This window comes from Mesorhizobium sp. B2-5-4 (assembly GCF_006441095.1).
GTDB lineage: Bacteria > Pseudomonadota > Alphaproteobacteria > Rhizobiales > Rhizobiaceae > Mesorhizobium > Mesorhizobium salmacidum.
Map to the genome: position 1 here is coordinate 176,226 of NZ_VFUR01000011.1, position 24,820 is coordinate 201,045.

Below are 24,820 nucleotides of genomic sequence, written 5' to 3' on the forward strand. Positions count from 1 at the left end.
GTTTCGTTTTCGATTATAAGCAACAAAACGAAAATGGGAGCTTGCCTGATGTATCTGTCGCCGCGCCATGCCGAGATCATCCAGATGGCCAAGGACAATGGCCGCGTGCTGGTCGATGATCTGGCCACGCATTTCAACGTGACGCCGCAGACCATCCGCAAGGACCTCAACGATTTGTGCGACCAGCGGCTGCTTTCGCGCATCCATGGCGGCGCCTTGTTCCCGTCTGGTATCGAGAACATGGAGTATGAAGCCAGGCGCAAGATCGCGGCCGACGAGAAGGAAGCGATTGGTCGCGCGGCGGCCAGGTTGATCCCCGACAACGCCTCGCTGTTCATCAACATCGGCACCACGACCGAGGCGGTCAGCAAGGCGTTACTCGATCACGACGGCCTGATGGTCATCACCAATAACATCAATGTTGCCAATAGGATGCGCATCTACCCGTCGATCGAGGTGGTGATTGCGGGCGGAGTGGTGCGCGGCTCGGACGGGGGTGTCGTCGGCGAGGCGGCGGTCGATTTTATCAGGCAGTTCAAGGTCGACTATGCTGTCATCGGCGCCTCGGCCATCGATCATGATGGCGCCTTGCTCGATTTCGATTTTCGCGAAGTGAAGGTCGCGCAAGCGATTATCGCCAATGCCAGGCATGTCATCCTTGTATCCGACCAGACCAAATTCGAACGCACGGCACCTGTGCGCATCGGTCACCTGTCGCAGGTCAACACCTTCATCACCGATCGCTGCGATATCGCTTCGGTACGCAAGATCTGCCAGGAGGCCGAGGTTCAGCTGATCGAGACATCGCTTGGCTGAGATGATTCACGGTCTTCTCGCAGGTGTGTGATATTTCGTTTGACATTCGTTATGAGTTCGAAATAATTCCGCAACGGTTTCGCAAAAGACCCAAAATGGTGCAATGCGAAATCGTGGAGGAGCTAAGTGGACACATCTTCAGTCCGGGACATTTTCGTCATAGGCGGCGGCATCAACGGTTGCGGCATCGCCCGTGATGCCGCTGGGCGCGGTTTTTCGGTCTTTCTCGCCGAGATGAACGATCTCGCCAGCGGAACCTCGTCCGGCTCGACCAAGCTGATCCATGGCGGGCTGCGCTATCTCGAATTCTACGAATTCCGCCTGGTGCGCGAGGCGCTCATGGAGCGCGAGGTTCTGTGGAAGAACGCGCCGCACATCATCTGGCCGATGCGCTTCGTGCTGCCCTATGCCAAGGGCCTGCGCCCCGCCTGGTTGATCCGGCTTGGCCTTTTCCTTTACGACCACATTGGCGGGCGCAAATTGCTGCCGGCGACCAGGACGCTGGACATGACGAGCGACCCGGCCGGTAAGCCTTTGAAGCCTTTGTTCAAAAGGGCTTTCGAATATTCCGACGGCTGGGTCAACGATGCGCGGCTGGTGGCGCTGAATGCACGTGACGCCGCTGACCGGGGCGCAACGATCCGGACCCGCACGAAAGTGATTGGAGCCCGCCGCGAAGGCGGCATCTGGACGATAAAGATCGAGAACCTGCAGACCGGCGAGACCGAAGAGGTCAAGGCCCGGTTGCTGGTCAATGCGGCGGGTCCTTGGGTCGACCACGTGCTGTCCGGCGTCGTCGGACAGAATGACGTTCACAATGTTCGCCTCGTGCAGGGCAGCCACATCGTCATCGCCAAGAAGTTCGACGATCCGCGCGCCTATTTCTTCCAGAACAAGGATGGCCGCATCATCTTCGCCATTCCCTACGAGGACGAGTTCACGCTGATCGGCACCACCGATCAGGATTATCCCGGCGATCCGCATGATGTGAAGATCAGCGACACAGAGACCGATTATCTCTGTGCCGCGGCCAGCGAGTATTTCGCGGTTCCGGTCAAGCTCTCGGACATCGTCTGGACCTATTCGGCCGTGCGTCCGCTCTATGATGACGGCGCCTCCAAGGCGCAGGAAGCGACACGCGACTATGTGCTGAAGGCCGAAGGCGGCGAGGGCGCCGCGCCGCTGATCAACGCGTTTGGCGGCAAGATCACCACCTATCGCCGGCTGTCGGAATCGATGCTGGAGAAGATCGAAGGGTTTCTCGGCAAGCGCGGCAAGCCGTGGACATCAGATGCGCCGCTGCCAGGTGGCGATTTTCCCGCCACCGGTTTCGATGCGCAGGTGACGAAGCTGAAATCGGCCTATCCGTTCCTCGACGCACGCCTGGCCCGCCGGCTGACCCGGCTTTACGGCACGCGAGCGCAGGTTCTTCTGGGCCTGGCCAAATCGAATGCCGATCTGGGCCGCAATTTCGGTGCCGATCTCTACGAGGCCGAGATACGTTACCTCGTCGAAAACGAATGGGCTATCACAGCTGAAGATGTACTATGGCGCAGGACCAAGCGCGGCCTGCATCTCGGCCGCGAGCAGGTGGCATCGCTCGATGAATTTATGCGCGGCATAAGCCGACGGCATGTCGCGGCTGCTGAATGAAGAAGGTTTTGAGCTGATGCTGAAAGCCTGGGAGGAGGCGTCATGCTGGAACTGAGGAACGTCACCAAGACGGTCGGTGCGGTCGAGCACATCCGCGACGTGTCGCTGACGCTTCAGCACGGCTCGCTTAACGTATTGCTCGGGCCCACGCTTTCCGGCAAGACCAGCCTGATGCGGCTGATGGCCGGCCTCGATGTACCGACATCCGGCTCGGTCTGGTTCGACGGCCAGAATGTCACCGGCACGCCGGTGCAGAAGCGCAAAATCGCCATGGTCTACCAGCAGTTCATCAACTATCCGGCGATGACCGTCTATGACAATATCGCCTCACCGCTCAGGGTGGCCGGCGTCGAGCAGCGCAAGATCGACAGCCAAGTGCGCGAAGCGGCGGCACTCCTCAAACTGACCCCCTATCTCGACCGCACGCCGCTCAGCCTGTCGGGCGGCCAGCAGCAGCGCACAGCGCTGGCGCGTGCCATCGTCAAGAATGCCAGCCTGGTGCTGCTCGACGAACCGCTTGCCAATCTCGACTACAAGCTGCGCGAGGAATTGCGGGCGGAACTGCCAAGGATCTTTGCCGCAGCCGGCACCATCTTCGTTTATGCCACCACCGAGCCGCATGAAGCCCTGCTGCTCGGCGGCAACACGGCAACGCTGTCGGAAGGCCGCATCACCCAGTTCGGGCCGACCATCGACGTATTCCGCAAACCGATCGATCTGGTGACGGCCAGGACCTTTGCCGATCCGCCGCTCAACACCATCGTGCTGGCCAAAAAGGGGGCGGATTTTCTGCTCGAGGGCGGGGTCAAGCTGCCGGTGCCGGCGGAACTCGTCGGCATCGCCGATACGAACTATACGATCGGCTTCCAGCCACACCATCTTTCGCTCGATCGGCCCAATGTCTCCGCGGTGCCGGTGCGGGCAAAGGTCACCATCACCGAAATCACCGGGTCCGAGAGCTTCATCCATCTCGACTTTGCCGATGCCCGCTGGGTGATGTTGACCCACGGCATCAGGGATTTCGAGACCGACGCGGTGGTCGAGGTGTTCATCGACCCGCGTCACATCATGGTCTTCGACGAGCACGGCCATGCCGTGACCGCGCCGAAGCTGGCGGCTTAGGAGGGGCGATATGGCACGCATCGACGTCAACCATGTCAGGCATTCCTATCTGCCGAACCCGCGCACGGATGCCGATTTCGCGCTACGCGAAGTGCACCACATTTTCGAGGATGGCGGTGCCTATGCGCTGCTTGGGCCGTCCGGCTGCGGCAAGACCACGCTGCTCAACATCATATCGGGGCTGCTTCACCCCTCGCACGGCCAGTTGCTGTTCAATGGCAGGGACGTGACCAGGCTGTCGACGCAGGAGCGCAACATCGCGCAGGTGTTCCAGTTCCCGGTCATCTACGACACCATGACCGTCTACGACAACCTGGCCTTCCCGCTGCGCAATCGCGGCGTGCCGGAACCAGATGTCGACCGCAAGGTGCGCGAGACGCTCGACATGATCGACCTGGCCTCGTGGGCGAAAAGGAAGGCAAGGGGCCTGACCGCCGATCAGAAGCAGAAGATCTCGCTCGGCCGTGGGCTGGTGCGCTCGGACGTCAACGCCATCCTGTTCGACGAACCGCTGACCGTCATCGATCCGCACATGAAATGGGTGCTGCGCTCGCAGTTGAAACAGCTCCACCGCCGCTTCGGTTACACGATGGTCTATGTCACGCACGACCAGACCGAGGCGCTGACCTTCGCCGACCAGGTGGTGGTGATGTATGATGGCGGCATCGTGCAGATCGGCACGCCGGCGGAACTGTTCGAGCGGCCGCGTCACACTTTTGTCGGCTATTTCATTGGATCGCCAGGCATGAATGTCGTGCCGGTGGCAATCGAAGGCAGGACCGCGACGCTCGGCTCGCAACGGATCGAATTGCCTGGAGTACCGAAGGCGGGCAGCGGCGCGGTCGAGCTTGGTATCCGCCCGGAATATGTGCGGCTCGGCCGCGATGGAATGGCGGTTTCAATCACCAAGGTCGAGGATGTCGGCCGCCACAAGGTGGTGCGCGCCAAGCTGGAAGGCCGCGACATCGCGGCGGTCATCGGCGAGGACGAAACCGTACCCGCCGAACCAAAGGTGCGGTTCGACCCGGCCCGCATCAACATCTATGCCGATTCCTGGCGCGTCGAGATGGGGGCGTAGATGGAAAAGACCTGGAACAACAAGGCCTGGTTCCTGGTGCTGCCGGTGCTGGTGCTGGTGGCCTTCACCGCGGTCATCCCGCTGATGACGGTCGTCAACTATTCGGTGCAGGACACGTTCGGCAACAATGTCTTCACCTGGGCAGGCACCGAATGGTTCGAAGACCTGCTCTCGTCCAGCCGCTTCTGGGAGGCGATGGTTCGCAACCTGATCTTTTCCTTCATCATCCTGGCCATCGAAGTGCCGCTCGGCATCTTCATCGCGCTCAACATGCCGAAAAAGGGCTGGGGCGTGCCGGTCTGCCTGGTGCTGATGTCGCTGCCGCTGCTGATACCGTGGAACGTGGTCGGCACCATCTGGCAGGTGTTCGGGCGCAGCGATATCGGTCTGATGGGCTACTACCTCAACGCGGTCGGCATCGACTACAATTATGTGCAGGATCCATTCGACGCCTGGGTGACGATCATCATCATGGATGTCTGGCACTGGACCAGCCTTGTCGTGCTGCTCTGCTATGCCGGCCTGGTCTCGATCCCGGATGCATTCTACCAGGCGGCCAAGATCGACGGTGCGTCGCGCTGGGCGGTGTTTCGTTACATTCAGTTGCCGAAGATGCAGCGCGTGCTTCTGATCGCCGTGCTGCTGCGGTTCATGGACAGCTTCATGATCTACACCGAACCCTTCGTCGTCACCGGCGGCGGTCCGGGGAACTCGACGACGTTCCTGTCGATCGACCTCGTCAAGACGGCACTCGGCCAGTTCGACCTTGGTCCGGCGGCGGCAATGTCGCTGGTCTACTTCCTCATCATCCTGTTGTTGTCATGGGTGTTCTACACCGTGATGACCAACTACGACGCGGAGCGCTGATATGGCTGGCGCCAACGAACGCACCGAGCGCAATGCAATGAGCCGGACCGCCCCCGCGGAAGGGGGGCTCGCCAGTTCACTGTCACAGAGCGAACTCGACAGGCGGATGCGCCGGCGCGGCGAGGAATCGCGCTGGTGGTGGATCGTGCCAACGCTCTACATCATCGTTCTGCTGCTGCCGATCTACTGGCTCATCAACATGAGCTTCAAGACCAATGCCGAGATCGTCAACTCGCTGACGCTTTACCCGCACGCACCGACGATCGCCAACTACATCACCATCTTCACGCAGAAGGCCTGGTATTCCGGCTACATCAACTCGATCACCTATGTCGTCATGAACATGGTGATTTCGGTGTCGGTGGCCCTGCCGGCGGCTTACGCTTTCTCGCGCTATCGCTTCCTTGGCGACAAGCATCTGTTCTTCTGGCTGCTGACCAACCGCATGGCGCCGCCGGCCGTGTTCGCGCTGCCGTTCTTCCAGCTCTACTCGGCCTTCGGCCTCATCGACACGCACATAGCGGTGGCGCTGGCGCACTGCCTGTTCAACGTGCCGCTGGCGGTGTGGATCCTGGAAGGTTTCATGTCGGGCGTGCCGAAGGAAATCGACGAGACAGCCTATATCGACGGGTATTCCTTTCCGCGGTTCTTCATCAAGATATTCATGCCGCTGATCGCCAGCGGCATCGGCGTCGCCTGCTTTTTCTGCTTCATGTTTTCGTGGGTCGAACTGCTGATCGCCCGCACGCTGACCACGACCGATGCCAAGCCGATCGCCGCGACCATGACGCGTACGGTGTCGGCCTCGGGCATGGACTGGGGTCTGCTGGCAGCCGCCGGCGTTTTGACACTGATCCCCGGCGCGCTCGTGATCTGGTTCGTGCGAAACTATATTGCCAAGGGCTTTGCCCTGGGGAGGGTCTGACATGAACCTCGACTTTTCCTGGATGGCGTGGACCTGGCCGACGGCCGCGTTCTTCAGCGTCATCGCGCTGCTTTTGCTTGGCATGGGTGTCTGGGAATATGCCTCGCCCGGCGGCAATCCGCGTGTCGGCGTGCTGCGCTTCGAGACGACGCGCGGCGACCGCCTCTTCGTTTCGCTGCTTGGCAGCGCCTTTATCCATCTCGCTTGGCTGGGTCTGGTTGGGTCCAACCTGTGGTGGGCTCTCGCTCTCTCTGTGGTCTACGCAATTGGCGTGTTCCGCTACGTATAGAGGGGGATACTGATGGAGCGGCCCGTAGGTGGTCGCTCCAGTTCGCACTTGAAACCTTTTAAAAACTCGGAGGAGACACAATGCGACGGCAATTTTTAACATCAACGACAGCCCTTGTCCTTTTGCTCGGCGCGGGCCACGCCTATGCCGGAATGGATGAGGCAAAAGCCTTTCTCGACAAGGAGATAGGACCTCTTTCGACGCTCTCGCGCGCCGATCAGGAAAAGGAAATGCAGTGGTTCATCGATGCGGCCAAACCGTTTGCCGGCATGGACATCAAGGTCGTCTCGGAAACTTTGACCACCCACCAGTATGAATCGCAGGTGCTGGCGCCTGCCTTCACTGCCATCACCGGCATCAAGGTCACGCATGACGTCATCCAGGAAGGCGACGTCGTCGAGAAGATCCAGACCCAGATGCAGACCGGCCAGAACCTTTATGACGGCTGGGTCAACGACAGCGATCTGATCGGCACCCACTGGCGCTACCAGCAGGTGCGCGACCTGACTGATTGGATGGCGGGCGAAGGCAAGGACGTCACCGACCCGATGCTCGACGTCAACGACTTCATCGGCACCAAGTTCACCACGGCGCCGGACAAGAAGCTCTACCAGCTTCCCGACCAGCAGTTCGCGAACCTCTACTGGTTCCGTTACGATTGGTTCAATGACGAAAAGAACAAGGCCGACTTCAAGGCCAAGTACGGCTATGAGCTCGGCGTGCCCGTCAACTGGTCGGCTTACGAGGACATTGCCGAATTCTTCACCGGCCGTGACGTCGGCGGCAAGAAAGTCTATGGCCATATGGACTACGGCAAGAAGGACCCATCGCTCGGCTGGCGTTTCACCGACGCCTGGCTGTCGATGGCCGGCAACGGTGACAAGGGCCTGCCGAACGGCCTGCCGGTCGACGAATGGGGCATCAAGGTCGACGAGAACTCTCGTCCGGTCGGCTCATGCGTGGCGCGCGGCGGCGACACCAACGGCCCGGCGTCGGTCTATGCGATCCAGAAATACCTCGACTGGTTAAAGGCTTATGCGCCGCCGGAGGCGCAAGGCATGACCTTCTCTGAATCGGGTCCGGTTCCGGCGCAGGGCAACGTGGCGCAGCAGATCTTCTGGTACACCGCCTTCACCGCCGACATGGTCAAGCCCGGCCTGCCTGTCATGAACGACGACGGCACGCCGAAATGGCGCATGGCGCCGTCGCCGCACGGTTCCTACTGGAAGGACGGCATGAAGCTCGGCTATCAGGACGTCGGGTCGTGGACGTTGATGAAGTCGACACCAACTGACCGCGCCAAGGCCGCCTGGCTCTACGCGCAGTTCGTGACCTCCAAGACCGTGGATGTGAAGAAGAGCCATGTCGGTCTGACCTTCATCCGCGACTCCACGATCCACGACAAGAGTTTCACCGAACGCGCTCCCAAGCTCGGCGGCCTGATCGAGTTCTACCGTTCGCCGGCGCGCGTACAGTGGACGCCGACCGGCACCAACGTTCCCGACTATCCGAAGCTGGCACAGCTCTGGTGGCAGAACATCGGTGACGCTTCGTCGGGCGCCAAGTCGCCGCAGGAAGCCATGAATGGCCTCTGCGCCGATCAGGAGAAGGTTCTGGAACGAATAGAGAAGTCGGGTGTCCAGGGCGATATCGGTCCGAAAATGGCCGAAGAGCATGACCTTGCTTACTGGAATGCCGACGCGGTCAAGAAGGGCAACCTCGCGCCGCAGCTGAAGCTGGACAACGAGAAGGAAAAGCCGGTCACCATCAATTACGACGAGTTGGTCAAGAGCTGGCAGAAGTAAGACGGTCTATGCGGGCGTTCGCGCCCGTGTGAATTGAGGGAGGCGGCGCGTTGCCGTCTCCCTTCTTTGTGTCAAGGCGGAGGATGCGGGAATGAGCGGTTTTGTGCTGGCGATCGACCAGGGGACGACATCGACCCGGGCGATCCTGTTCGACGGCAAGATGAAGGTCGTAGGCAGCGGGCAGAAGGAATTCGCCCAACACTATCCGGCCTCCGGCTGGGTCGAGCACGATCCCGAAGAGATCTGGGCAAGCGTCATGACCACCGTGAAGGCTGCACTGAAGGCCGCCGGCCGTAGCGCCTCGGAGGTGGCCGCCATCGGCATCACCAACCAGCGCGAGACCGTCGTCATCTGGGACAAGGCAACCGGCAAACCGATCCACAACGCCATCGTCTGGCAAGACCGCCGCACGGCACCGCTGTGCCAGAAGCTGAAGAAGCAGGGGCTGGAGAAGAAATTTACACGCAAGACAGGGCTTCTGCTCGACCCCTATTTCTCGGGCACCAAGATCGCCTGGATCCTAGACAAGGTGAAGGGCGCGAGGAAACGTGCCGAGAAGGGCGAATTGCTGGCCGGTACCATCGACAGTTTTTTGATCTGGCGGCTGACCGGCGGCAAGGTGCACGCCACCGACGCGACCAACGCCTCGCGCACGCTGGTCTACAATATCGAGAAGAATGCCTGGGACGACGAACTGCTTTCCATCCTGCGCATCCCGGCCGCGATGCTGCCGGAGGTCAAGGATTGTGCGGATGATTATGGAATCACAGAGAACAACTTGTTTGGCACCGAGATTAGAATCCTAGGGGTTGCCGGCGACCAGCATGCCGCGACCATCGGCCAGGCCTGTTTCGAACCGGGCATGATGAAGTCCACCTACGGCACCGGCTGTTTTGCGCTGCTCAACACCGGCAGCGATCTGGTGCGCTCCAAGAACCGCCTCTTGACGACCATCGCCTACCGGTTGAACGGCAATACCACTTATGCGCTTGAAGGCTCGATCTTCATTGCGGGTGCCGCGGTGCAATGGCTGCGCGACGGCATCAAAGTCATCGGCAAAGCCGAGCAGAGCGGCAAGCTCGCGGCGGAAGCCGATCCGACGCAGAACGTCTATCTGGTACCGGCCTTTGTCGGGCTCGGCGCGCCGCACTGGGACGCCGGGGCGCGCGGCGCCATCTTCGGGCTAACCCGAAATTCCGGTCCGGCCGAGTTCGCCCGAGCGGCTTTGGAATCAGTCGCTTATCAGACTCGCGACCTACTCGACGCCATGCACAAGGATTGGAAGGGCGCCAAGGCAAAGACGGTGCTCAGGGTCGATGGCGGCATGGTGGCTTCGGACTGGACCATGCAGCGCCTGGCCGACATACTCGACGCAGCGGTTGACCGGCCGACAATCCTGGAGACGACCGCGCTGGGGGCTGCCTGGCTCGCCGGCTCGAAGGCGGGCGTGTGGCCCAAGGTGAGGGAGTTCGCGAAAAGCTGGGCACTTGAGCGACGGTTCGAGCCTGATATCGATAGCTCGATCCGATCCGCCAAGCTGGCAGGCTGGCGCGATGCCGTGCGCAGGACGCTGAGCGCATAAGGAAAGGCCCGCGCCGTTCCGCCGCGGGCCTTCCACTCACACCACGCATCAGTAAGGCGAACGGCATTCCCGACGAGGACCGTTGTTCGGCTGGAAGGTGTTGTCCGAGGCGCGGTAGCTCCGATAATGGTCGTAGCACCACTGCACATGGGCATTGCCTTCATAGACGCGGTTGTTCTCGTTGACGATTGCGCCGGTGATCAAGGCGCCAGTCGCAAAGGCCGCGAGCGGGAACCAGTAGTCGCCATGACGGCGATAGCCGCGGCGATATTCACGATAGCCGCGGTGACCATTCCAATACATGTCACCGTTGCGGCTAAAGCTGCGATTGCGTGAGAAATTGCGGTCGAAGGAGCGGTTTCTCCTCCACTCCCGGTACTGCACTGTCTGCACATCCGGCATTGCCGCCTGGGATAATGGCACGTAGGCCGGCTGGGCGTTGACCGGCACCACCTCCGCCGCGACGAATGTGGCCGACAGGGTGGCGGCAAGCAGGCCCGTTGTGATTCTATTCATTGGTATTCTCCGCAAAGGTTTGTCGGGCGTCCCATTGGCAAAAAACGATAGGGCGTCGGATTTGTTCCCCCATGCTGGCGGCCGCCGGACTGAGATCGACTGCCTGGCTGCTCGCCAGAGCCCGGGGAACAAGCAGGGGCCAGCGATTTAGGGCAAAGCGCGGGTTTGGAACCATCTTTTCCGGTTGACCGGTCGCGGCACTCTCCCTATGTTCCGCGCAATTTCGAGGGCGGCCTTTTCGAGCCCGCGGGAGCGCGTAGCTCAGCCGGTAGAGCAACTGACTTTTAATCAGTAGGTCATGGGTTCGAATCCCATCGCGCTCACCAAAAACTCAAGAAAACCAGGGGTTTGCGACAGGTGATGGCGGTTTTCTGTGTCCGCAGAATTTCGTGTCCGCTCTATGTCCGTAAAAAGGCTCACATTGGTCCTTCGTGGACCGATTCTACGATTGACGGGTGATCTTACGTAGCGTTAACTTCTTATTAGCTTTTGCTAACAAAGAGGGCTTCCAATGAAAACCGCTATCGTTTGCGCGGCGATTGTGCTTGCCGTGTCGAGCGCCGCTATGGCGCACGAGAAGAAGAAGCCAACAGTCACTGCCGAAAAGACATGTGCAGGCATGTCGATCAAGGCGGCAGCAGCCGCCAAACTTGACTGCGCCGCTACCGGAACCGCCAATTCACCACAGACGGACATGGGCAGTAATTCCGAGCCCCGCCTCGGTTATGAGACGAGCAGTCCCCAGGTGTTCTCTTTCGGGCTCTAGGGGTTGATGGTCGATTTTAGGGAGACGCTCACACACCAGGCCGGCGAGGCGCTCGCGGAAGTCTCGCCCTTCAGGAACCGCTTCGCTGATTTTCAACCTAAGCCCGCTTGAATGTGTCATTCGGTTGCGCCATTGTGCCAGCCGCGCAAGTGATATGAGCCAACAATGAAGCATCTAGAGAAGGCACGCCCTTTCGTGCCGACTGAATTTCATGTCTGCACTGTCGCAGATGGGAACGGCGCCCTTGGCCTTCTCTCGATCCATACAACGGAAGGGCTGTTGGATATCGCACTCGACCAACAGGCGGCCGAAGCCATCGTGGGTGCCGTCAATGAAATCCGCTCGAAGCTGCGTTCGAGCCGCTAGTCTCATCGGGCCAGATTTGTCTGTCGCCGAGCATTAAGCGGTAACGCATATCCAAGTGGCCGATGAGGGTTCTGGCCTCAACCGCCGAATAGAACATCACTATTTCGCGGCCATCTTCGATGCGCTTAAGGCGGTAGACGTCTCGGTCCATTAGCGACATTTGCTCCCCACAAGGGAACATTAGCCTTCCTTCGTGACGATTTCGTGATGGGTCTTTCAGAACGGCCACGCCAACGCCAGCACGACGGTCGACGGCGGCGCTGGGGTGAGGCTGAGGAAGGGCTGAAATTTTCTTGTTCGCACGTTTCATCCATTAGTGAGGAAGCATATATTATCAGCAGCCGGTGGCCCGTCCCCCCGACTCTCCGCCGGTTAGGCCCGGCACGTTCCTGGTCCCCGCCAAAGATGCCGGGCCGCTTTTCTGCCCAACCGAATGGAATGCGCGCCCTTGGCGCTCCGCTGCGCGTCGAAACCGGGAATATTACCCCGAAACGGAAAGGGACAAGCTTGGAACTTTCGCGAATCAAACACCCAAAGCCCGCTGCCCGAAGGAGGGACTGGCAGCGGGCCGTTCTGGAGGGCGCAGCGAAAGCAACGGCTTGGCGAAACGGCCAAAAACGAACTTTTAATCAGTAGGTCATGGGTTGGACATCGCGCTCACCATTGTCAGATGACATGCCAGCGCTTTTGGTTTGCCCGTGAATCCGTGCGGCGCAACGGCCGCTCAGACGCCTGGTGACAGATGCACCTCCAAGACGGCGGCTTTCTTGGCAATCAGTCCTTCCAGATCCGCGTCGGATCGCTTGGTGCCGGTACGTTCGCGCAGCAACGAGATCACCGCGCTCATCGAAAGCTGGACGGTGCGGTCGCTCAGGATTGCGTCCACCGCGCCGGCGACATCCGGAGTCTCCGTCGGTGCTCGCATGATCGGTTCCTTTCTGTTCAACTCGGCCTCGGCGCCGTTGGCCGGTCCCCGCACGCCCCGGTCGAAGATGACCGCCAGGCCGTTCTTCACGGCGAGGGCGGCGACCATGTCGTCGAGGTTGCGATCGGAAAGCGCTGGCTCCGAAGGATCGGGTTTCAGGGTTCTGCGGATGACTCGGGCGGCCTGGTCCGTCGACACAAAGCCAAAGTGCCGTTTTCTGGCCTCGACATATTGTTCTACGATCATGCTCAGACGCCGGGCTGCGATATCCCTGGGTTCCTGCATCTGGACCTCCTTCGGCTGCCGTAAGCGCAAGGTCGGCATTACCGACAGGAAATAGGGCGGCTGGTCGAGTCAGACAGGGGACGGACCAATCATTCCACGCATCTTCCAAAGAATCAGGAACGATCCCGGCCCTGATGCATTTTGGCTCTATGACCAGCTCATTGAGGGACGCCGGGACATGAAGATTGCGCATGTCGCACCACTTTACGAATCGGTGCCACCAAGGCTCTACGGGGGTACCGAGCGTATCATCTCATACCTTACCGAAGCTCTCGTCGATCTCGGCCACGAGGTGACATTGTTCGCCAGCGGCGACACAAAGACCTCCGCCAAACTGGTGCCATGCCGCGAAAGGGCGCTTCGTCTCGATCCCCGCCCGCTGAAGTCCGAGATCGCCGCGCATCTGTCGATGCTCGACGAGGTGAGGAACCGGGCCGACGAGTTTGACGTCGTTCATTTCCATCTCAGCCATTTCCTGCATTTTCCGTTTTTCCGCGATATGCCGCAACGCACGGTGACGACCCCGCATGGCAGGCTGGATTACGCGGACCTCGCGCAAGCCTATGACCGGTTTCCTCGGTTTCCCATGATTTCCATATCCCGCAGCCAGCGGGCGCGGTTCGCATCCGCGAATTGGCTGGCTACAATCCATCATGGGCTGCCGCTCGAGCTTTACGAGCCCGATTTCGAGGCAGGCTCCGATGGGACCTATCTTGCATTTCTCGGCAGAATGTCGCGCGACAAGCGGCCGGACCGGGCGATCGAGATCGCCCGCCGCACCGGCTTGAAACTGAAGCTCGCCGCCAAGGTGGGCGATGGCGACCGCGCCTATTTCGAGGAAGTCGTGCAGCCGCTGATCGATGGCGACCAGGTCGAATATGTCGGCGAGATCGGCGAGGATCAGAAGAGTAGGTTTCTGGGCAATGCGGCCGCTTTGCTGTTTCCCATCGATTGGCCCGAACCCTTCGGGCTTGCGGTGATCGAGGCCATGGCCTGCGGAACCCCGGTCATGGCCTGGAGTTGCGGGGCCATGCCCGAGATCATCGATCATGGGGTCACCGGCTTTGTCGTCGAAACCATCGAAGATGCCGTCGCCTCAATGCCGGCTCTCCTGCAACTCGACAGGCGACGAATAAGAACGGCCTTCGAAAAGCGGTTCTCCGCCGTCAGAATGGCCAGGGATTATGTCGCGGCCTATTCGCGGCTGAGCGACCGCCACGAGCAGAGCAGAGCCTCGTAAACCTTCACCCGTCCAGAAATCAGCACGGGACAATCTTCTTGACCATTACCCAACTCGACGAGCGCAAGCTCGACCCTGCAATAGCACTGGCTTCCCTGGACGAAACCGCCCCCAGGGAACCGCATCGGCTTTACGCCCTCAAGCATAGCGATTGCTTTGCCGTCGCCGATGCCTATGGCGACATACGCGGCGCTGGCGACGGCTTCTTCCGTGACGACACGCGCATGCTCTCCGAATTTCGCCTGACCGTTGGCGGGCGGTCGCTGTCGTTGCTTGGCGCATCGCTTAGCCAGGACAACGTCCTGTTCACCAGCAACCTGACCAATCTGCCGATCGAGAGCGCCGCGGGCCGTCAGATTCCGCAGGGCGCGATCCATATCGAGCGGGTCAGGCTTCTGTGGGAGGAAAGGCTATATGAACGCATCACGCTCTCCAACTATAGCCGGGAGCATTCGACGGTCCTGGTGTCGCTGCGCTTTGGCGTCGATTTTCGCGACATGTTCGAAGTCCGAGGTTCGACCCGTTCCAAGCGCGGCACCGCGCACACGGCCGAGATCGACCAGAGTTCGGTCGTGCTTCGCTACGAAGGTCTGGACGAAGTGGAGCGGACATCGGCGATCTCGTTTTCACAGCCGCCCGATCAACTGACCTCCGAGCGGGCGGATTTCTTCATTGCCGTCACCAAGCGCAGCCGCCAGACGCTGTACGTGGAGGTGGGGAGCAAGACAGACGCCCGCCCGCAAATTGATCGGTTCCGGGCCGCCGCCGCCCGCGCCCGTTTCGGCATGCGCGCCAAGCGCCGGCATGGGGCGACGCTCCACAGTTCGGGCCGCGTCTTCAATGACTGGATGGAGCGGGCCCGCGCCGATGTGGCGCTGCTCACGACGGAACTGGCGACGGGGCCTTACCCCTATGCCGGCATTCCGTGGTTCTCCACCGCCTTCGGCCGGGACGGCGTGATTTCCGCTCTGCAGATGCTTTGGCTAAATCCCGGCCTCGCCCGTGGCGTTCTTGCGTTTCTCGCCCAGCACCAGGCGACCGAAACCTCACCCTTCAGCGATTCCGAGCCCGGCAAGATCATGCACGAGACCCGCAAGGGCGAGATGGCGGCGCTGAGTGAGTTGCCGTTCGGCCGCTATTATGGCGGCGTCGACACGACGCCGCTCTACATTCATCTCGCCTGCGCCTATGCGGACCGCACGGGAGACACGGAATTCATCGATCGCCTGTGGCCATCGCTGTGCGCCGCCGCCGAGTGGATCGAGACGGCGAGCCGTTCGACCGGGTTCCTTACCTACCAGCGCGCCGCGGAATCCGGTCTCGCCAACCAGGGATGGAAGGACAGTTTTGATTCCGTCTTCCATGCCGATGGCCGCATTCCGAAAGGACCGATCGCGCTGGTCGAGGTCCAGGGTTACGTCTTTGCGGCGTTCCAGGGATTGGCAAAGCTTGCGCGGCTGCGCGGCGAAGAGGAGCGGTCGGAAAATTGGGAACTGCGCGCCGATGCGATTCGCCAACATGTCGAACGCCATTTCTGGATCGAAGACCTTGGCTATTATGCGCTGGCGATCGATGGCGATGGCCAACCCTGCAAGGTGCGCACGTCCAATGCGGGCCACCTGCTCTATGTCGGCCTTCCCAATCCGGATCGCGCACGCATTGTCGCCGATCAACTGCTATCGGCTTCGTTCCATTCCGGCTGGGGGCTGAGAACGCTGGCGGACGACGCTATCTTCTTCAACCCGATGTCCTATCATAACGGCTCCATCTGGCCGCACGACACCGCGATCTGCGCCGCCGGACTGGCGCGCTACGGCATCCGCGACAACGTGGTGCGGTTGATGAGTGGGACCTTCGAATCCGCGGTTCATTTCAACATGCGGCTGCCCGAACTGTTCTGCGGATTCACGCGCGCGGCCGGCGAAGCGCCGATTGCCTATCCGGTGGCTTGCCTGCCGCAGGCCTGGTCCGCAGGCTCCGCCTTCATGCTCATGCAGGCCTGCCTGGGCCTTCAGATTGACGGTCGGACGAACGAAATTCACGTGACCCAGCCGCGCTTGCCGATCGGTATCGACAATCTCGTCATTCGCCATCTCTCGGTAGGACATGTGGCGGTGGATCTGACGTTCCAGCGCGTGGGAGATCGTGTCGGCGCCTTCCTTGCGGATGCGCACGAGGGACTGGTGCCTCTGGTGGTCAGGAGTTGAAAAATCGGAACCATCATGAGTGCGGAACGTTGGATCACCACGTCATGGATGCCGGAGATCCTGTCGGTGGACTTGCCGCGTCCCATTGAAAGGTAGTCAATTCGAAATGCCCGACAACAGTTGGTATCTGGTCGTCCCTTCGGCCGCAATGTGGCTCTTCATTCTCGCAATTGTCGGTATCTCATGTGTCGCGCTTGCGGTGGTAATGTCGCGGGGACAGGCCAGGAGCGCGAAGCTCGCCAGGTATGAAGCAGAACCCATTCGCGGTCCGTTGCCGGAATTCGAGAAGAACGGGCAATCCACGACCGCCGCGCTCGTCCAATGGTCGCCGGAAACCTTGCGTCACATTTTGGCGAAGGAACTTCCCGATGCGCAGGTGATCGTGGTTTCAAACCGCGAACCCTATATCCACAACCGCAACGGCGATGAAATCCAACTGGTCGTGCCCGCCAGCGGGCTGGTCTCCGCGCTGGAGCCGATTACGCGCGCCTGCGCCGGCACATGGATCGCCTATGGTGGCGGTTCGGCCGATCCGCTTGTCGTCGACGAAAATGACCGCGTCGAGGTGCCGCCTGAAAATCCTTCCTATACGTTGCGCCGCGTCTGGCTGAGCGAGGAAGAACTGCAAGGCTATTACCTGGGCTTTGCCAATGAAGGGCTCTGGCCGCTGTGCCACATAGCCTTCACCCGGCCGATATTCCGCGCCTCCGACTGGGAGGCCTATGAGGCGGTCAACCGTAAATTCGCCGATACCGTCGTCGCGGAGGCACGTAACGAGCGGCCCATCGTGCTGGTCCAGGACTACCATTTCGCGCTGTTGCCGCGGATGATCCGGGAGCGCCTGCCGGAAGCGATCATCATCACCTTCTGGCACATTCCGTGGCCGAATTCAGAGGTGTTCAGCATCTGCCCATGGCGCGAGAAGATTCTCGAAGGATTGCTGGGCAGTTCAATCGTCGGCTTTCACACCCAGTTCCATTGCAACAACTTCATCGATAGCGTCGACCGCTTCCTGGAGAGCAGGATCGAGCGTGAGGATTCCGCCATCTCCTATGGCGGTCAGATCAGCCTGGTTCACGCCTATCCGATTTCAATCGAATGGGAGCCGCCGCGTCTGAGCAAACTGCCTGCCGTTGCAGAATGTCGCCGGCTTATCCGCGATAAATTCGGCTTTGCCGAAAACGTCAGGCTGTGCGTGGGCGTCGAACGCCTCGACTATACCAAGGGCATCCTGGACCGCCTCAACGCGCTCGATGAGTTGCTCACACTGCATCCGGAATGGATCGGCAAAGTGGCGTTCCTGCAGGTCGCCGCGCCAAGCCGCGGCACCTTGCCTGCCTATCAACAATTGTACGAGGAATGTCTGCGCCATGCCGAGGATATCAACCAGCGCCATGGTCGTGAAGGCTATACCCCGGTGGTGCTGGTGACCGAACATCACTCGCAAACACAGGTCTACGAGATTTACCGGGCCGCCGACGTCTGCATGGTCACCAGCCTTCACGACGGCATGAACCTGGTTGCAAAGGAGTTTGTCGCGGCGCGCGAGGATGAACAGGGCGTGCTGCTGCTCAGCATGTTTGCCGGCGCGTCGAAGGAGCTGCTGGAGGCGTTGATCGTCAATCCCTACGACGCGGCGATGATGGGCGACGCCCTGCTGCAAGCCTTGACCATGTCACCGGAAGAGCAAAGTCAGCGCATGCGACGCATGCGCGAGGTCGTACGCGAAAACAATGTCTATCGATGGGCGGGCAGCATGCTGTTCGATGCGGCGCGCCTGCGCAAACGCGATGCGGTCGATCGTGCCGTCAATGGCGCCCCCGGTTCTTCTGGCCCCGGTTCTTCTGGCCCCGGTTCTTCCGGCAATGTGATATCGCTGCTCGACCGCAAGCGCGTGGCAGCGCTGTGATGTCGACATTGTCAAACTTGACCGAACCCAACGTCCCGCAGGATGCGTGGTGCCTTTTCCTCGATATCGATGGCACGCTTCTCGAACATGCCGCGCATCCAGATGCGGTGGTTGTCGGCGATGAATTGCGGGCGCTGTTGGCGGGGCTCGAATTGCAATTGGACGGAGCTCTGGCGTTCATCACGGGACGGTCGATCGCCGCGGTCGATCATCTTTTCCAGCCCCTCAGATTGCGCGCCGCCGGGCTTTACGGCCTTGAACACAGGCTCACGCGTGATGGTCCGGTCGAGGCGGCGGGAGAGCCGGCCGACATTGCGGCGCTTGCCGAGGAAATCGAAGCGGAGCTGGGCAGTGCGGACGTCTATATCGAGCGCAAGGGTCCGATCCTGGCAATCCACACGCGCGCGGCACCGCAATTGTTGCAGCGCGCGACGCAACTCGTCGAGCAGGCGCTGGACAGGTTGCCCGCGGGGTATCGGGTGCTGGCTGGCAATGCCGGCGTTGAATTGATGCCGTTGGAGGCGGCGAAGGGAGCGGCAATCAGGCGCTTTTTGGATCTGTCGGCTTTCGAGGGGAGGCGGCCGGTGTTTCTTGGCGACGACACATCCGACGAGAATGGTTTTGAGGCCGTGAATGAGATGGACGGCATCTCGATCCGCATCAAACCGAGCGGACCGACAGCGGCGCGCCACGTGCTTGCCGGGGTTGGCGAGGCCTTGGCTTGGCTGGCTGCGGTGAGCCAGACTCAGTCCGTCACCGCCGGCTCGTTCGGCAAGACGGTTCGGGCAAAGGCCGGGCGGGACTGAAGGAATAATGCTTGTCGAAGAATTCAAGAGTTGATGACAGTCCAGTTCAGCAGAAGCCTTTAAGCATCAATTGCTGTACCACCGGCTGCACATTCTCTCGGTAGGTGATGCATCTATCGTAGAGCTTCCTCGCGACGCGCTCTTTGCCGATCCGCTCCCATTCAGGGGTCCAGGACTTGTTCCAGTCGAAATTCTGCGAGATGAGAAGTTCCCTATCGAAACACTGCGGGTCTCGATCCAAAATTTGTCGAGCCTCATCTGCAAGCGGCGTATAAGCTTTGACCGCTGCTATCTTTCTGGCGCGGGCTGCCGAATCCAGCTGAACTTCCACCTCGACAAGTCCCGGCACGTTGGGAACCGCCGCCGAACAAAGGTGCTTGTGGCCCGGTCTGGCGCCGTGCAGCCTGCCATTAAGAGCATTACCAAACGCGCATGCGAGATCGTGAATAGGATTGTAGCCATCGACCGCATCGGAAACGACTTGAACGTCTTGAAATTCCATCAAATCGAGACGAATTTGCCTCAGCACGTCGGCAAAGAAACCACCGTCCGTGGTCAACAGCGCTTTGTACCAAGCGGAATCCGGAATTTCGCCAAAGATTGCTCCGGCAGTCGCACCGGCGGCGTCCACCGCCTCGCGCGAGAATTTGGTTCGAGCCTGGTTACGTCCGCCCGAGCCATCCGTGAGCAGATACACTCGCGGCCTGCTAAGCTCCAGCCAATGATGGATTCTGAGCTCATGTCCTGGATGTGCGAGGATCAGCACATGTTGCAACTTTTCAGGCATGTGGTCGCTCTCTAGTCATACTCCGGCATTGCCCAGCCGGAGGCCGAAATCAGGTTGCGTCGAAATGCTGTGCAACGGTCCCGCAAGTTTGGACGCCATCTGGAATCCTTGTCTGGTCAATGGCTTCGAACTAAGAAACGCTGCCTAGCACCCATTGTCTTTGTCGCCAATGCGGAACAGGCCAGGAGGCCGCCTTTGCGGATACTTATAACCAACCTGTTTGTGTCGCAAAATAGCGGCTCGGAATCCGTCGTGGAATTGCTTGCCGACGGACTTCGCGGCGCGGGGCATCAAACTATGTTGTTAGCGCCGATGCTTGGCGACATGGCTGACAGGCTCCGCAGCCGCGGGCACCAAGTGGTTGATCGGATCGCGGAGATTATCGAAAGGCCCGATGTGATCCACGGGCAGCATCTGACTCCCTGTCTGACCGCGGTCGCCAGATTTCCTGATGTGCCGGCCGTATTCTCCTGTCATAGCGCCTTCTTCGAGGTCGAGGCCCCGATGCTCCATCCACAGATTCGCCATTGGATCGCGGTGGACGAGGCGTGCAAAGCAAGATGCCTCTCACGGGGTGTGCCGGCAGACAGGTTGGATATTGTTTTCAATGCGGTTGATCTCGAACGTTTCAAGCAGCGACCGCGGCTGCCCTCGAGGCCGCAGAGGGGGCTGCTGCTAACCAAGAATTTCGAGCACCAGCAAGCAGTGCGAGAAGCCTGCCTCAAAAGCGGAATTCACCTCGATGAGCTGGGGTCCGCAACAGGCCGGTACTCATATCAACTCGAAAAAGATCTGCTCGAGTACGACATCGTGTTTGCGACTGCCCGAATGGCTATCGAGGCGGCAGCAGTGGGGTGCTCGGTTGTGGTTTGCGACGGACGTGGCTTCGCCGGCTTGCTGACTGCAGGAAACATGGAAATGTGGCGGCGCATGAACCTCGGCGTCGGACTTCTGACCAGACCGACCACAATCCACGATCTGTTGGAGGCGATCTCGAAGTTTGATGCCGACGATGCCGCCGAGGTGACAGCCTATTTTCGTGGAACGGTAGGTGCAGGCGACTTCATCAAGGAACATCTTCGAATTTATGATCAGGCCATACAGGCCAATTCTGCTACCACGGCAGACGAACGGTCGCTCGCCACCGCTTGCTGGATCGAAGAGATTGGTGTTTCAGCCTCACCTCGCAAATGGCTCCAGATTGCCAAGGAACTGCACGGGTTGGTCGGCCCTGAAACCTCGCTGTTGCAGTTGCTGCAGTCAAACACAGAAACCCTAGAGGGCAGTGCAGTGGCGTTGGCCGACCTTGGTGGACAGGTCAATTCCATCAAGCTCGATACGGCCCAACTTGTTTCGCTCTCCCACGCGTCAGCTTCGATCGTTAACGTGACCGAAATCACCCGAGACACATTGTCTCGAATAGATCAGAATCTGGCAGTTCTTTCGGATTTGGCAAGCAAACTCAAACGATTATATAACAGTTTGACCCCTCTATTTTTGCGAAAGATTCTTCTCAGGATGCGAGAGCGAATTTGAAGGTAGCTGACGGAATTCGTGGCTATTGAATTTGTACATCGCCAAGATCTGGCAGCAACTTCCTGTGTCAGCATCTTAGCAGTACCGGCGTGCTCGGACATCCGCTTGAATATTTCAACTGGAGGGGTCGTCGATTTTTTAATGATCCAACCTTCCCTGAATGCATCGTCGGCCAAGTCGAGAAAATTCTCACCATGGGCGCGACGCCCAATCGTATCTACGGCCTGAAAATCTTTGCGCACCAGCATGATTGGATTTCGAGAGAAATCGATTGGATCAATGCGCTTCCAAATCTTCATTTTGTGTATCTTTCCAGGCGAGACCTTCTCGGTCAGGCGGTATCTTGGGCAAGGGCGATCCAAACGGGTCAGTACCGATCGACCCAGCCCGCAAACCAGCCGGCGGTTTTCGATGCCGAACTGATTCGGAGGCAGCTCGATGTGCTGGTTCGGGAAAGGGCGCGCTGGGAGATGTTCTATGCACGAACGGGGATCGAACCTCTAAGACTCGAATATGAGCTAGTTGTCGCGAACCCACAGGATGCCGTCCGCAAAGTCGCCGATATGATGGGCCTGCAACTGCAGCCCAATCAGGATTTCAGCAAAGTCGTCATCCAGAAACAGCGAGACTCGATCAACCTCGAATGGGCCCATCGTTTCAAGTTAGAGCAGGGCAATCCAAATGTGTTGGATATCGTATGAGGTCGTCACATGCCGTCGCGATGGAATACTGCGGGAATTGCAGGCGGCGCTGTCGTCAGCCTTCCCCGAAAACTAGCGAAACATTGCCACCCGCGTGGCGCTCGAGGCGACTGGCGAGGTCGAGTTCCAGCAGCACCATGAAGACCTGGGCCGGGTGTAGGCCGGTGTGGCGGATGATTTCGTCGACCGGCACCGGTGTCGGCCCCAGCGCCTCGATCACCTTGGCGCGGTCCCTCTCGCCCGGTGGCGGCGTTGCCGAAAAATCGGGCGGGTCTTCAAACGGCAGCACCTCAGGCGCTCGCATGCCGGTCAGTGGAAGGATCGCCCTGGATATGTCCGAAGCTTCGGTGACCAGCGTGGCGCCGTCCTTGAGCAGGCCGTTGGTACCGGCTGCGCGCGGATCGAGTGGGGAGCCGGGGACCGCAAAGACGAGTCGGCCCATCTCGCCGGCAAGCCTGGCGCTGATCAGCGAGCCTGAGCGCCGCGCTGCCTCGACCACCACCAGTCCAAGGGCAGCACCAGCAACAAGACGGTTACGGCGCGGGAAATCCTGGGCACGCGGCTGCCAGCCGAACGGCATTTCCGAGATGATGGCGCCGCGCTCGGCAATATCATCGCACAGGCCGGTATTTTCGGGCGGGTAGGGCAGGTCGAGGCCGCCGGCGAGCACTCCGACCGTACCGGTCAAGAGACTGCCCTGATGCGCCGCTGTGTCGATGCCGCGCGCCAGGCCGGAGATGATGCCGTAGCCCTCTCTTGCGAGATCGGCTGCCAGCATGCGCGCCATCTTGATGCCGGCAAGCGACGCGTTGCGGGCGCCGACAATCGCGACCCCCGGCAGTCGGAACACCGCGGCATTACCCTTGACCGCCAGCAGCGGCGGCGGATTGTCCATGCTGCGCAGCAGCGGCGGATAGTCTGCCTCGCCGATGCCGACAAAGCGTGCACCGATCCGCCTCGCGGCCTCCATCTCGGCCTCGGTTTCGGCAACGGAAGGGATGCGCACGATCCGGTTGGCGCCACCGGAAATCATCAGTTCCGGCAGCATTTCCAACGCGACCTCGGCCGAACCGAAGCGGTTGATCAGGTCGCGAAAAGAGGCCGGGCCGACATTCTGGGTGCGGATCAGCCGCAGCCAGCTTAGCCGCTGGCGATCGGTGAGACGCGGCCCGGCGGCCGGTTCGCTCACCCCTTGGCTCCGATCTTGCCTTCGGTGCCGGCAATCAGCCGCGAAATGTTTTCCCGATGTTTGATGAAGACAATGATGCTCATCACCACGAACAGCACTGCAATCCGCGGTGTGCTCATGAAATACAGGGCGATCGGGACGACGACGGCCGCAGCCAGCGCTGCCAGCGAGGAGAAGCGGAACAGAAAAGCCATCACCAGCCAGACAATGGCGAAGATCAACGCCACCTGCCAGGCAAGGCCGACCAGCACACCGAGATAGGTCGCGACGCCCTTGCCCCCTTTAAACCTCAGCCATGCCGGAAACAGGTGGCCCAGAAAGGCGCCAAAGCCAGCCCAGACCGCCGTCTCAGGCGCGAAATGGCCTGCTATCAGCACGGCGGCCGTGCCTTTCAGCGCATCGAGCAGCAAGGTGGCGGCGGCGAGGCCCTTGTTGCCGGTGCGCAGCACATTGGTGGCGCCGATATTGCCGGAGCCGATCTTGCGTACGTCACCAAGGCCAGCCGCGCGGGTGAGCAGCAGGCCAAACGGAATTGAGCCCAGCAGATAACCGAACACCAACGCCAGGATAAGGCCGTAAGTCATTGTTTCCCCCGCATTGTCCACAACCATGCTCGATGGGGCATGGTTACCGCCGGCTCAGGCAGAAAATACTGTGCGGCCCGCCACCAGCGTTTGCAAGACCTTGCCTTGCAGTCGTGCGCCTTCGAAGCATGTGTTTTTCGAGCGCGAGCGGATGCCGCTTTCACTGACAATCCAGGGTTCATCGAGATCGACGAGCGCGAGATCGGCTACCGCGCCCGGCTTCAGTGTGCCGCCGGGCAATCCAAACAGCCTCGCCGGCGCGGTGGACAAGGTTTCGATCAGCCTGAGCAAAGGCACGTCGCCATTGTGGTAGAGCCGCAAGGCCGCCCCAAGCAGGGTTTCGAGGCCGATGGCGCCAGCAGCGGCGTCAGCGAAGGGCAGCCGCTTGGTGTCGACATCCTGCGGATCATGCGAAGAGACGATGACATCGATCGTTCCGTCCTTCACCGCCTCGATCACAGCCAGCCGGTCTTCCTCGGCGCGCAGCGGCGGCGTCAGGCGGAAGAAGGTGCGGTACTCGCCGACGTCGTTTTCATTGAGCGACAGATTGTGGATCGATACGCCCGATGTCACTGCCGCGCCGTCAGCCTTCGCCCGCGCCATGGCGCTTGCCGCCATTGCCGTCGAGATCTTCGCGGCGTGGTACGAACCGCGCGTCAGCCGCGCCAGCGCGAGGTCCCGCTCGAGCGGGATGGATTCGGCTTCACGCGGAATGCCGGAAAGACCGAGCCAACTGGCATACAGGCCTTCATTCATGACGCCCGAGGACCCAAGGTCGGCATCCTGCGTTTCATGGACGATGGTGGCGCCGAAATCGCGCGCGTAGGTCAGCGCGCGGCGCATCACCAGCGCGCTCGATATCGTAT

The 24,820-nt window shown here is 60.4% G+C and carries 22 protein-coding genes and 1 tRNA gene; 17 read left to right on the forward strand and 6 right to left on the reverse strand.

Annotation, left to right across the window (positions count from 1 at the left end):
- The first annotated feature begins 48 nt into the window (after window positions 1-48).
- The 9 genes from FJ492_RS16410 (at window position 49) to glpK (ending at window position 10,137) form a co-directional block, all read left to right on the forward strand.
- Window positions 49-816 (forward strand): DeoR/GlpR family DNA-binding transcription regulator, encoded by a 768-nt coding sequence (locus FJ492_RS16410; protein WP_140503763.1) that lies wholly within the window; start codon window positions 49-51, stop codon window positions 814-816.
- 126 nt (window positions 817-942) lie between these two features.
- Complete coding sequence (gene glpD, locus FJ492_RS16415; RefSeq protein WP_140770907.1) at window positions 943-2,469, forward strand: glycerol-3-phosphate dehydrogenase; 1,527 nt, start codon at window positions 943-945, stop codon at window positions 2,467-2,469.
- 42 nt (window positions 2,470-2,511) lie between these two features.
- A complete protein-coding gene (locus FJ492_RS16420) occupies window positions 2,512-3,591 on the forward strand; it encodes an ABC transporter ATP-binding protein (RefSeq protein WP_140503767.1) in 1,080 nt (359 codons plus the stop codon).
- 10 nt (window positions 3,592-3,601) lie between these two features.
- A complete protein-coding gene (locus tag FJ492_RS16425) occupies window positions 3,602-4,669 on the forward strand; it encodes an ABC transporter ATP-binding protein (RefSeq protein ID WP_140770909.1) in 1,068 nt (355 codons plus the stop codon).
- Window positions 4,670-5,536, forward strand: a complete 867-nt coding sequence (locus FJ492_RS16430; RefSeq protein ID WP_140503770.1) for a sugar ABC transporter permease — start codon at window positions 4,670-4,672, stop codon at window positions 5,534-5,536.
- A gap of 106 nt (window positions 5,537-5,642) precedes the next feature.
- Window positions 5,643-6,461: a carbohydrate ABC transporter permease gene (locus FJ492_RS16435; RefSeq protein ID WP_246676040.1), complete on the forward strand. Its 819-nt coding sequence runs from the start codon at window positions 5,643-5,645 to the stop codon at window positions 6,459-6,461.
- A gap of 1 nt (window position 6,462) precedes the next feature.
- Window positions 6,463-6,750 carry a DUF2160 domain-containing protein gene (locus FJ492_RS16440; RefSeq protein WP_140711710.1) on the forward strand — a complete coding sequence of 96 codons (288 nt, stop codon included), beginning with the start codon at window positions 6,463-6,465 and terminating at the stop codon, window positions 6,748-6,750.
- Window positions 6,751-6,830: 80 nt separating this feature from the next.
- A complete protein-coding gene (locus tag FJ492_RS16445; protein WP_140750219.1) occupies window positions 6,831-8,555 on the forward strand; it encodes an ABC transporter substrate-binding protein in 1,725 nt (574 codons plus the stop codon).
- A gap of 91 nt (window positions 8,556-8,646) precedes the next feature.
- Window positions 8,647-10,137, forward strand: coding sequence for a glycerol kinase GlpK (gene glpK / locus FJ492_RS16450; RefSeq protein WP_140770911.1), 1,491 nt, complete (start codon window positions 8,647-8,649; stop codon window positions 10,135-10,137).
- Between the two features lie 48 nt (window positions 10,138-10,185).
- On the opposite strand, the gene FJ492_RS16455 is transcribed toward glpK, so the two are convergent.
- Window positions 10,186-10,653 (reverse strand): BA14K family protein, encoded by a 468-nt coding sequence (locus FJ492_RS16455; protein ID WP_140711708.1) that lies wholly within the window; start codon window positions 10,651-10,653, stop codon window positions 10,186-10,188.
- 250 nt (window positions 10,654-10,903) lie between these two features.
- Between FJ492_RS16455 and FJ492_RS16460 the strand changes: the two genes are divergently transcribed.
- A tRNA-Lys gene (locus FJ492_RS16460) sits at window positions 10,904-10,979 on the forward strand.
- Between the two features lie 185 nt (window positions 10,980-11,164).
- Window positions 11,165-11,419 (forward strand): hypothetical protein, encoded by a 255-nt coding sequence (locus FJ492_RS16465; protein ID WP_140770914.1) that lies wholly within the window; start codon window positions 11,165-11,167, stop codon window positions 11,417-11,419.
- Window positions 11,420-12,509: 1,090 nt separating this feature from the next.
- Here FJ492_RS16465 and FJ492_RS28775 read toward each other — a convergent pair.
- A complete protein-coding gene (locus tag FJ492_RS28775; protein WP_181166004.1) occupies window positions 12,510-12,995 on the reverse strand; it encodes a hypothetical protein in 486 nt (161 codons plus the stop codon).
- 178 nt (window positions 12,996-13,173) lie between these two features.
- Here FJ492_RS28775 and FJ492_RS16485 point away from each other — a divergent pair, with 178 nt between their 5' ends.
- The 4 genes from FJ492_RS16485 to otsB all read left to right on the forward strand — a co-directional run bounded on the left by FJ492_RS16485 (window position 13,174) and on the right by otsB (window position 19,157).
- Window positions 13,174-14,235: a glycosyltransferase family 4 protein gene (locus FJ492_RS16485; protein ID WP_140510926.1), complete on the forward strand. Its 1,062-nt coding sequence runs from the start codon at window positions 13,174-13,176 to the stop codon at window positions 14,233-14,235.
- Between the two features lie 44 nt (window positions 14,236-14,279).
- Window positions 14,280-16,442 (forward strand): amylo-alpha-1,6-glucosidase, encoded by a 2,163-nt coding sequence (locus FJ492_RS16490; RefSeq protein ID WP_140770940.1) that lies wholly within the window; start codon window positions 14,280-14,282, stop codon window positions 16,440-16,442.
- A gap of 106 nt (window positions 16,443-16,548) precedes the next feature.
- The gene (locus tag FJ492_RS16495) at window positions 16,549-18,351 is read left to right on the forward strand and encodes a trehalose-6-phosphate synthase (RefSeq protein WP_181166668.1); all 1,803 of its coding nucleotides are present in this window, start codon (window positions 16,549-16,551) and stop codon (window positions 18,349-18,351) included.
- The gene (gene otsB / locus FJ492_RS16500; protein ID WP_140770918.1) at window positions 18,351-19,157 is read left to right on the forward strand and encodes a trehalose-phosphatase; all 807 of its coding nucleotides are present in this window, start codon (window positions 18,351-18,353) and stop codon (window positions 19,155-19,157) included. The genes FJ492_RS16495 and otsB overlap by 1 nt, the downstream gene beginning before the upstream one ends.
- Before the next feature lie 46 nt (window positions 19,158-19,203).
- Here the strand turns inward: otsB and FJ492_RS16505 are convergent, their stop codons facing one another.
- On the reverse strand, window positions 19,204-19,944 hold the full coding sequence (locus FJ492_RS16505; RefSeq protein ID WP_140510930.1) for a hypothetical protein: 741 nt from the start codon (window positions 19,942-19,944) through the stop codon (window positions 19,204-19,206).
- A gap of 195 nt (window positions 19,945-20,139) precedes the next feature.
- On the opposite strand from FJ492_RS16505, the gene FJ492_RS16510 reads away from it, so the two are divergent.
- Together FJ492_RS16510 and FJ492_RS16515 are read left to right on the forward strand one after the other, a co-directional pair.
- On the forward strand, window positions 20,140-21,480 hold the full coding sequence (locus tag FJ492_RS16510) for a glycosyltransferase family 4 protein (RefSeq protein WP_140770920.1): 1,341 nt from the start codon (window positions 20,140-20,142) through the stop codon (window positions 21,478-21,480).
- A 29-nt stretch (window positions 21,481-21,509) separates the two neighbouring features.
- Entirely contained in the window at window positions 21,510-22,181 is a 672-nt protein-coding gene (locus FJ492_RS16515) for a Stf0 family sulfotransferase (RefSeq protein WP_140770923.1), read from the forward strand.
- A 55-nt stretch (window positions 22,182-22,236) separates the two neighbouring features.
- On the opposite strand, the gene dprA is transcribed toward FJ492_RS16515, so the two are convergent.
- The 3 genes from dprA to FJ492_RS16530 form a co-directional block, all read right to left on the reverse strand.
- A complete protein-coding gene (gene dprA / locus FJ492_RS16520; protein WP_140770925.1) occupies window positions 22,237-23,370 on the reverse strand; it encodes a DNA-processing protein DprA in 1,134 nt (377 codons plus the stop codon).
- On the reverse strand, window positions 23,367-23,954 hold the full coding sequence (gene plsY, locus FJ492_RS16525) for a glycerol-3-phosphate 1-O-acyltransferase PlsY (RefSeq protein ID WP_140510936.1): 588 nt from the start codon (window positions 23,952-23,954) through the stop codon (window positions 23,367-23,369). Before plsY ends, dprA begins: the two co-directional genes overlap by 4 nt.
- 54 nt (window positions 23,955-24,008) lie before the next feature.
- Window positions 24,009-24,820, reverse strand: an 812-nt coding sequence (locus FJ492_RS16530) for an amidohydrolase family protein (RefSeq protein WP_140770927.1), incomplete at its 5' end; no start/stop codon positions are given.